Source organism: Dyella sp. (assembly GCF_035486915.1).
GTDB lineage: Bacteria > Pseudomonadota > Gammaproteobacteria > Xanthomonadales > Rhodanobacteraceae > Dyella_B.
Genome location: NZ_DATHMR010000089.1, coordinates 19,052 through 27,465, shown reverse-complemented (window position 1 = coordinate 27,465; position 8,414 = coordinate 19,052). Strand labels below are relative to the sequence as shown.

Annotated in this window: 7 protein-coding genes; all 7 read left to right on the top strand. The window is 60.0% G+C overall.

What is annotated here, in order from left to right; translation table 11 throughout:
* A partial coding sequence (locus VK725_RS07225; RefSeq protein WP_325317383.1) for an ABC transporter permease occupies positions 1 to 1,222 on the top strand: 1,222 nt, incomplete at its 5' end.
* 33 nt (positions 1,223 to 1,255) lie between these two features.
* Positions 1,256 to 2,587, top strand: a complete 1,332-nt coding sequence (locus VK725_RS07220) for an ABC transporter permease (protein WP_325317382.1) — start codon at positions 1,256 to 1,258, stop codon at positions 2,585 to 2,587.
* Positions 2,588 to 2,601: 14 nt separating this feature from the next.
* The gene (locus tag VK725_RS07215) at positions 2,602 to 3,849 is read left to right on the top strand and encodes an ABC transporter permease (protein WP_325317381.1); all 1,248 of its coding nucleotides are present in this window, start codon (positions 2,602 to 2,604) and stop codon (positions 3,847 to 3,849) included.
* Positions 3,850 to 3,937: 88 nt separating this feature from the next.
* Positions 3,938 to 5,284, top strand: coding sequence for a sigma-54 dependent transcriptional regulator (locus tag VK725_RS07210; RefSeq protein WP_325317380.1), 1,347 nt, complete (start codon positions 3,938 to 3,940; stop codon positions 5,282 to 5,284).
* Positions 5,285 to 5,408: 124 nt separating this feature from the next.
* Complete coding sequence (locus VK725_RS07205) at positions 5,409 to 6,779, top strand: sensor histidine kinase (protein ID WP_325317379.1); 1,371 nt, start codon at positions 5,409 to 5,411, stop codon at positions 6,777 to 6,779.
* Positions 6,780 to 6,833: 54 nt separating this feature from the next.
* On the top strand, positions 6,834 to 7,787 hold the full coding sequence (locus VK725_RS07200; RefSeq protein WP_325317378.1) for an SPFH domain-containing protein: 954 nt from the start codon (positions 6,834 to 6,836) through the stop codon (positions 7,785 to 7,787).
* A 66-nt stretch (positions 7,788 to 7,853) separates the two neighbouring features.
* Positions 7,854 to 8,300: an NfeD family protein gene (locus VK725_RS07195; protein WP_325317377.1), complete on the top strand. Its 447-nt coding sequence runs from the start codon at positions 7,854 to 7,856 to the stop codon at positions 8,298 to 8,300.
* The last annotated feature ends 114 nt before the right edge of the window (positions 8,301 to 8,414 follow it).

Sequence of the window (8,414 nt, the reverse complement as noted above, 5' to 3'; positions counted from 1 at the left end):
ACATCGCACACCGGCGACATTGATCGTGTTGGAGATTGCTCTGGCATGTGCAGTGCTTTGCAATGCCGTATCGATGATCAGTCAGAACCTGGGTGATATTCGATTGCCCAATGCCATCGACGAACGAGGTATCACGATTGTCAGCCTCAATGGGGTGGGTCCTGCGCACGCGGGCGATGACGTCGCTCGCAACGTTGCGGCCCTGCGCGCCGTAGGCGGTGTGCAAGCTGCTGCCGCGATCAGCGATGTGCCGCTGGATGGCGATGGACTGAACGAAACATTCAATACGCAGATGGATTCGGACCAGAACAACGTGAAGGACGTTTCGTCTGAGTATTACTTTGCAGGTGAAGGTGCGGATAAAGCATTAGGCCTCACGCTCATTGAGGGCCGCTTTTTCACCGCGGAGGAATACGCCGGTAATACATTGGCCAGCGGCTTGATGCCGAGTGGGCATGCCGTGGTGGTAACGAAAAGTTACGCACAGCGCTTGTGGCCAGGACAGCAGGCGTTGGGAAAGACGATGTATTCGAGCCCGCTGTGGTACACGGTGGTAGGAGTCGTGGCAGACGTGCTATGCCCGGACGACTATGGGCGCAGAAGCAGCGAGCCCCGCGGTTTCTATTACAGCGTATTCTTTCCCGTCCGCTATGGTGACGTAACGGGTGCGCGTGGCGTCGGCAGCAATATCCACTATTACGTATTGCGAAGCACGCCCATCGATCAAGGCCGCGTGGCTCGCGAAGCGCTGAATGTGCTGCGGGGGCTCAATCCGGGAACGCTCGCTGTCGCGCGACGCTACAGGGACATGCGCGATCAGTATTTCTCCGACACCAGCAGCATGGCGTGGATGCTGGTCACCGTGTGCGCTGTAATGCTCGCCGTGACGGCGTTCGGCATCGTAGGCCTGACCAGCTTCTGGGTGCAGCAGCGGCGTCGGCAGATTGGCATACGACGCGCGGTGGGAGCTACGCGCGGACAGATTCTGGCCTATTTCCGGCTTGAGAATTTTTTGTTGACGACAGCAGGTGTGCTGATTGGCATGGCGCTGGCGCTGGGCGTCAATCTCTTTTTGATGAAACACTACGAAATGCGTTTGATGCCTTGGTATTACCTGCCTGCGGGGGCGGTGACGCTGTGGGTTCTGGGGCAGTTGGCTGTGTGGGGTCCGGCGTTGCGTGCGGCTGCAGTACCGCCCATGGTGGCGACGCGGTCGGGATAAGCGTGGATGGTCATTGAGGGAGTGACTGGAAACATGGTTGCGTACTGTTTTGAGCTTGCCTTGCACGGGTTACGGCGCTTTCCCAAAAGCACTGCGCTGGCCGTTGTCACGGTGGCGATCGGTCTGGCTGCCAGCATGACGACGTTGGTGCTGCTGCACATGTTGTCGACCGATCCGTTGCCGGGGCGTAGTCAGCATCTTTACGTCGCATGGGTGGATACGCTCGAGGCCAAATCGCAGGATTACGATTTGCTCGACGATATCAAGACCGTTGGCTACGGACGCATCAAGATGCCGGATGTGCAGGCCTTGATGGATGCCCACAAGTCGTTGCGACAGACCGCCGTTGCCAACGTCTATCTGCATGTCGACGGTTCGCACGGACAGGCCATCGACGATCAGAATGCGTTGCTGACAACCGGCGATTTCATTCCGATGTTCGGTGTGGCATTACGGGAAGGACGCAGCTGGACCGCGGACGAGGATGCCGCGCACGCGCCGGTGGTAGTGATCGACAGTGACCTCGCACAGAAACTGTTCGGTACTTCGCATGTGATCGGTCGCACGTTCAATGTAAAGAATCATCCCTTCCGGATTATCGGCGTCAGCGCACCGTACGCACCGCAGCCGCATTTCTATGGCCTGCAGTCGTGGACATTCAGCGGCCGTAATCGTGAAGCGGTGTTTGTCCCGTATACCTCCGCGCTGGATGCGGGTGTTGCTGTGCCGGGTTCCGACGGGTGCGACGATGCGACCGACAAAGACAAGAAGCTGTTCGATGTCGATCCCAAACATTGCGCATGGCTTGGTTACTGGGTTGAGCTGGATACACCGAAACAGGTCGATGATTTCCGGCGCGACCTGGACAACTACGCGCATCAGCAGACGGGGTTGGTGGCATTCGGAAAGAAGCCACAATCGCGATTGCTCAATGTCCAGCAATGGTTGACCATGCAGGATGTCATTCCGGACAACGTGCGGGTGAACGTTTGGCTCGCCGGTTCGTTTCTTCTTTTGTGTATGGTTAACGTGGCAGGCCTCCTTGCCGCCAAGTTCATGCGTCGTAGTGCGGAAGTGGGTGTGCGCCGAGCGCTGGGCGCTTCGCGACGCGCAATTGTGCTGCAGCATCTGATCGAGGCAAGTGCGGTGTGTGTGCTGGGCGGTGTGCTGGCATGGCCGCTTACGCTTTTGGGCCTCACTCTCTTGAGAATGCAGGATCAGGGTTTTACCGATCTGGCACATATGGACACAGCGATGTTCGGCGCGTTGTTCGTGTTGGCGCTGCTGGTGGGCGTGCTGGTGGGACTGTTGCCTTCGTGGCGCGTGTCGCTGGTGCAGCCTGGTTTGCAGATCAAGAGCGCATAGGGAGCCGACGTCATATGTCCTTGCGAACCATTCTGGCACCCCTTCGTCGCCACGGCCTTATGCCGGGATTGGTGTTCTTACAGGTTGCGTTGGCTTGTGCGATTTTGTGCAACGTATTTTTTCTTGCATGGCAACGATTGGAGCCGATGCTGGCGCCAAGCGGAGTCGACGCAGATAACCTGATCCTGATTGATAATCTGGCGCCAGTGCATGGCATTTGGTCGGCGGCTGAGTCGCAGGAGGCGGAGCGGGTCTTGCGCAATGTGCCGGGTGTGCGCGATGCGTCGTCGGCGTTGGGTTTGCCGATGGTCAGCATCGTGTCGATGGATTTCAATGCGCAAGGGCCGACCAAGTCCGCCGTTGGCGTCAACGTTTACATGGGCAACGGTTTGATCGATACGCTTGGCCTGCAGCTTGTGGCGGGGCGAGACTTTCTGCCGGGGGAATATCGTCCCTTCGGCGTAGGCGCCGGCGACGGGAATTGGGATACGGGAATCTCGCAGCCTGTGATCATTACCCAGGCGCTTGCGGACAAGCTGTTTGGGACGGCGCAACCGCTGGGTGCGTTATTGCACGATCCGAGCGATAAGGACGGCCACGGTTATCAGGTTGTGGGTGTCGTGAAACATCTGTTGCGCAACGAACTGACTCTCGCTACCGACGGGCGTGCTGACTACACCGTGTTGCTTGCGCGCAACATCGGCAATACTGCGATGTTGAGTTACGCCATACGTGTCGATCCCACCATGCACGAGGTGGCGATGCGTGGCGTCAAGCAGGCGGTGAAGCGTCAATTCGGTGAGCGCACCGAAAACGGCCCGCAGGCACTGGTGGAGTGGTACAAGGACAGGCGCGATGAAGCATTGAAAAGTTCCCGCGCGACGCTGTGGCTGCTCCTGGGCCTGGTAGTGGCCATCATCATGGTCACCCTGGCGGGAATCATGGGTCTGACTGGATTCTGGGTGCAGCAGCGCATACGACAGATCGGTGTCCATCGCGCGCTTGGGGCTCGTCGCATCGATATCTTGCGTTACTTTCTGGGGGAGAACGTGCTGATCGTGGGGGCTGGGGTATTTCTGGGCATGGGCCTGGCCTATCTGGGCAATGCGATGCTGATGCGCTACTACGAGCTGCCTCATTTGCCTTGGACCTATCTGCCTATCGGCGCCGTCGCGATGTTGCTGATCGGCCAGCTCAGTGCACTAGCACCAGCCATGCGCGCTGCGGCCGTACCCCCGGTCGTCGCGACGCGATCACTGTGACGCGGATAACTTTTCATATACGTAGGCAGTTGGTCATGGCAACCTTTTGGTCAGCAGCTGCATCCATGTCTGCATGTGTAGGAAACGAATGCGTACCGTACTGATCATTGACGATAACCCCGCGGTGGGCGAAGCGCTGTCGCTTCTGCTCTCTTTGCATGATGTTCGGCCCCTGACGGCGCTGACGCCCGACGACGGCCTGGCGATGCTGGAGCGGGAATCGGTGGATGTCGTCATTCAGGACATGAATTTCACGGCCGACACGACCTCGGGCGAAGAGGGTGTGGAGCTTTTCCGCGCTCTTCGCGAGCGCCACACGGACCTGCCGGTGATTCTGCTGACCGCCTGGACGCATCTGGAGACCGCGGTGGAGCTGGTGAAGGCCGGTGCTGCCGATTACCTGGCCAAGCCCTGGGATGACGCCAAGCTGCTGCAGACGGTGGAGAACCTGCTGGAGCTTTCCGAATCCACCCGTGAGGTAAATCGCACTCGCCTGGAGCGCCGCAAGCGCCGTGACGCGCTGCAGCGCAAGTACGATTTGGACGGTCTGGTGTTCGCCTCCGAGGCCATGGCGCGCACGCTGGATCTGGCGTGCCAGGTGGCACGTTCGGATGTGCCTGTGCTGATCACGGGGCCCAATGGCGCCGGCAAGGAACGCATTGCCGCCATCGTGCACGCCAATTCGTCGGTCCGTAACGGGGCGTTTATCGCCGTCAATTGCGGCGCGTTGCCGGGTGAATTGATCGAAGCCGAACTGTTCGGCGCGGAAGCCGGTGCGTACACGGGTGCCAACAAGGCGCGCGAAGGACGCTTTGAGCTCGCCGATGGCGGCACCTTGTTCCTCGACGAAATCGGCAACCTGCCGTTGCCGGGTCAGATGAAGCTGTTGCGCGTGCTGGAGACAGGACAGTTCGAGCGTCTGGGTTCGGGCCGGACGCGCAAGGTGAAAGTGCGCGTATTGAGCGCGACCAATGCGGATCTGAAGGCAATGATTCGCGCCGGCACGTTCCGCGAGGATTTGTATTACCGACTCAACGTCATCGACGTCAATCTTCCACCCTTGTCGGAACGCATCGACGACATCATGCCGCTGGCCGAGCACTTCCTGGCCGGTCGGGCCGAGCTTAGCGATGCAGCACGAGAGGCCTTGTTGACCTATCCATGGCCCGGCAACGTGCGTGAGTTGAAGAACGCCATCGAGCGCGCCGCGTTGCTGACTAACAACGCACCCATCACGCCGGAACAGCTCAATCTGCCTCAGCATTCGGTCGCTGCGGTGGTACGCAATCTCGACGAGCCCAGTCGCGAGGTGGTGGAATCGGCGCTCCACAAGGCCGATGGCGTCGTCAGCCGCGCGGCGCAGTCGCTCGGTTTGTCGCGACAGGCGCTTTACCGGCGCATGGAGCGTTACGGTCTCACAACGCAGCAGGCTTGAACGGGGCCTGCTGCCGGCCATGATCTTCCGGCAGTGGTACATCCACGCGTGGCTGTTGTAGAACGGTTCCATTCCCAGGGAGATCTTCCATGCAACACCGCACTAGCGTGAACGGGGGCGAACGATGCGGTTGAGGTCGCTGGAAGGGCGTCTGGCCGTGTTGCTCGCCCTTGCTGCGCTGATGGGCGCGCTGGTCTATATCGGCGTCACGAGCTGGCCTTTGCCGCAGACGCTGAAGTGGCTACACGACGCGCACATGGATGTCCCTGGACCCACTCCGGCGGGCGGCATCATCATCTGCGCGATCGTCCTGCTGCCGCTGTGCTGGTGGTTGGGGCATGTCGTCATGGAGCCCGTCAAACGCTTGCTACGCGCCCTGGAAAGCGCGGTAGCGAGTTATCGCGATGGCGATTTCAGTATTTCGATTGCGTTGAATCGTCGCGATGAGTTGGGCGATCTGATTCGTGTGCACAATGAGTTAGGTCAGACTTTGCGCGAGCAGCGGCAGAATCTCGCGCAACGCGAATTGCTGCTCGATACCGTCGTGCAGAACACGCCTGTCGCGCTGGTGCTGACGGATGGAAACGGACGTGTAGCCTACGCGAATATCGCGGCGCGGCACTTGTTCAACGAAGGGCGCAGTCTCAACGGCCTGCATTTCGGCACGTTGATCGAGGACGCGCCCGAGGCGTTGCGCAAGGCAACGGAAGGGACCGAAGACGCGCTTTTCAGCGTGGAAATGGATGGCAGCGAAGAGACCTTCCATCTCTCGCAGCGGGCATTCCGTCTGCAGGGAAGGCCGCATCGCCTGCAATTGTTTCGTCGCATGACGCGCGAACTTTCAAGGCAGGAAGTCGCGGCGTGGAAGCGCGTGATACGCGTAGTCAGCCACGAGCTGAATAATTCGCTCGCCCCGATCTCATCGCTTGCGCATTCCGGTGCCGAGCTCGCGCGGCGCGGCGACGTGCAGCGTCTGCCGGGCGTATTCGCCACCATTGGCGAACGCGCTCGCCATCTGCATGGTTTTATCGACGGTTACGCGCGATTTGCGAAACTTCCTACGCCTCGCCCAGTAGCCATCGAATGGCGGCCCTTCCTCGATGGTCTGGCGCTGCATTGTCGCTTCCAACTTAGCGGTGACATACCACCGCAGCCGGGCTGGTTTGATCCGGTGCAGATCGAACAGGTGCTGATCAACCTCATTAAGAATGCGCATGAGTCTGGCAGTGTGCCGGAAGGCGTCACGTTGGCGTTGCATCCGGTAGGCCACGAGCTACGTATCGAAGTGGCCGATCGCGGTCCCGGCATGAGCGAAGCGGTGCTGGCGCAGGCGCTGCTGCCGTTCTATTCCACCAAGCGTTCCGGTACCGGCCTTGGCCTGGCGTTGGCGCGAGAGATCAGCGAAGCCCACGGCGGTCGCATTGCACTCGCCAACCGGGAAGACGGCGGCCTGCGCGTTACGCTGGCGTTACCCCTTACTGCTGCGTCGGCGTAACCGGCAACGCAACGAAGCTGGCCTATACTCGCCTTATCACAAGGAGGAGTTGCCATGGGAAGTATCGTTGCATTAGTCATTATCGTGCTCGTGTTCGTCGTGCTGGCCAAGCTGGTGCGTGTCGTTCCACAGGGTTACGAGTGGACTGTTGAACGCTTCGGCAAATACATCCGCACGCTGTCGCCCGGTCTGCACTTTCTCATTCCCGTCATGTACGGCATCGGCCGCAAGATGAACATGATGGAACAGGTACTGGACGTACCGAGCCAGGACGTAATCACCAAGGACAACGCGGTAGTGCGCGTCGATGGTGTGGTGTTTTATCAGGTGCTGGACGCTGCCAAAGCTGCGTATGAAGTGGCGAATCTGCAGCAGGCCGCGCTCGCTTTGGTGATGACCAATATTCGTACCGTGCTCGGTTCCATGGATCTGGATGAGTCATTGAGCCAGCGCGATGCGATCAACGCAAAGCTGTTGAAGGTGGTCGACGAGGCTACGCATCCGTGGGGCGTGAAGGTCAACCGCATCGAGATCAAGGACATTGCGCCGCCGCGCGACCTGATCGATTCGATGGCGCGGCAGATGAAGGCCGAGCGCGAGAAGCGAGCGAATATTCTCGAAGCGGAAGGTTTCCGTCAGGCCGCGATCCTCAAGGCCGAAGGCGAGAAACAGTCGGTCATCCTGGCGGCTGAGGGTGAGAAAGAGGCCGCATTCCGCGCTGCCGAGGCGCGCGAGCGTTCGGCCGAGGCCGAAGCCAAGGCGACGTCGATGGTGTCCGAGGCGATTGCCAACGGTAACGTCAATGCGCTCAATTACTTCGTCGCCAACAAGTACGTCGAGGCACTGAAGGAAATGGCCAACTCGCCCAACCAAAAGATGCTGCTGCTGCCGATGGAGGCGACCGGCATCCTCGGTTCGCTGGCGGGCATTGCCGAGCTTGCGAAGGAATCACTGGGACAGCAGCAAGAAAAGATTGCGGCGCGTCGCACGCCGCCGACCATCAGCTGACGTCTCTGGCGTGGCGGGTGGAGCATCGCTCGCCACGCATGCGTTGAACCGGAAAGGGAGCCATCCATGTTCGCTAGCATTGCTGCGCATTACATCTGGTGGATCGTTGCGTTGGTGCTGATCGCCATCGAGGTGGTCATGCCCGGCTACTTCATGCTGTGGATTGGTATCGGCGCCGCCGTAACGGGGGCACTGGTATTTATCGTGCCGGGCCTGTCGATGCTGACCCAATCGATTGTCTTTGCGGTGCTCGCCTTCGCATCGTGCGCGGCGTATTGGTACTGGTTGCGTCCGACTCTGCAGCGCAACGAACCCGGCGATGAGCGGCTCAATCGTCGCGCAGAGCAGCTGATCGGCAATCGCTATGTGCTGATCGAAGCCATCGTCAATGGGCGAGGTAGGGCGCGCGTCGGGGACGGTCAGTGGCTGGTGAGCGGGCCGGATTTGCCGATGGGTAGCACGGTCGAAGTAGTGGCTGTGGAAGGTACAACCTTGAAGGTAAGGCCGGCCTAAGTGGTGCATCCGGTGAGCGGCACCCGGCGCTACATTGAACGGTGTCGTGCGCATCGCATACCCAAGCGGCGCGCTTCAGGTAAGAATGGTGCCATGCCCGCTCACGACATCCCC

Excerpts from the sequence above, each read along its gene's own strand:
- VK725_RS07220 (WP_325317382.1), top strand. The coding sequence starts at position 1,256 with ATGGTTGCGTACTGTTTTGAGCTTGCCTTGCACGGGTTACGGCGCTTT.
- VK725_RS07215 (WP_325317381.1), top strand. The coding sequence starts at position 2,602 with ATGTCCTTGCGAACCATTCTGGCACCCCTTCGTCGCCACGGCCTTATG.
- VK725_RS07210 (WP_325317380.1), top strand. The coding sequence starts at position 3,938 with ATGCGTACCGTACTGATCATTGACGATAACCCCGCGGTGGGCGAAGCG.
- VK725_RS07205 (WP_325317379.1), top strand. The coding sequence starts at position 5,409 with ATGCGGTTGAGGTCGCTGGAAGGGCGTCTGGCCGTGTTGCTCGCCCTT.
- VK725_RS07200 (WP_325317378.1), top strand. The coding sequence starts at position 6,834 with ATGGGAAGTATCGTTGCATTAGTCATTATCGTGCTCGTGTTCGTCGTG.
- VK725_RS07195 (WP_325317377.1), top strand. The coding sequence starts at position 7,854 with ATGTTCGCTAGCATTGCTGCGCATTACATCTGGTGGATCGTTGCGTTG.